At 48.0% G+C, this 479-nt stretch carries 1 protein-coding gene; it reads right to left on the bottom strand.

Annotation, left to right across the window (positions count from 1 at the left end; all coding sequences use genetic code 11):
• Positions 1–479 (bottom strand): hypothetical protein (locus tag KP705_RS17335; RefSeq protein WP_215765175.1); only part of this gene is annotated, 479 nt, incomplete at both ends.

Raw genomic sequence — 479 nt, 5'->3', positions numbered from 1 at the left:
TCTGCAAGCTCCTGAAAGGCGTCCTGATTAGCTTCGAAGTATTCGGAATCCGGAACCTCAATAGGAGGCTCATCAAGCTCTACGGGGTCTTGTAGACGCTCTATGTCGAGAACCTTTGACAGCATCCCATCTTCTAAGACGCTACCCCCACCTCTACCCATGTGAGATATCGTGTAAGTGTCAAGCATATATGCTTTTGCGGAATCATCCACCGCATTGATATCCCTGTTGCCAAGCTCCCACGAACCACGCAACGCAAACAGATTACGCCCCGTTAGAGCATCGCATCCAATTTTTTGGAGTTTTTCGATAACCTGCTGATGGTGTCGCTTAGAGACAACTTCAATGAGTTCGAGAGCCTTTTTGCCGAGTTCAGTGTCAGGCGTCTGCGTATAATTCTGGACCATAAGACAGGGTTCAGAGACGTTATAGAAAGCATGATGCGGGAGCATCAGCCCAACAATCTTATTCTCCATCTG

This window comes from Gluconobacter sp. P1D12_c (genome assembly GCF_018812105.1).
GTDB classification, from domain to species: Bacteria; Pseudomonadota; Alphaproteobacteria; order Acetobacterales; family Acetobacteraceae; genus Gluconobacter; species Gluconobacter oxydans_A.
This window is presented reverse-complemented; position numbering and strand designations above follow the sequence as displayed.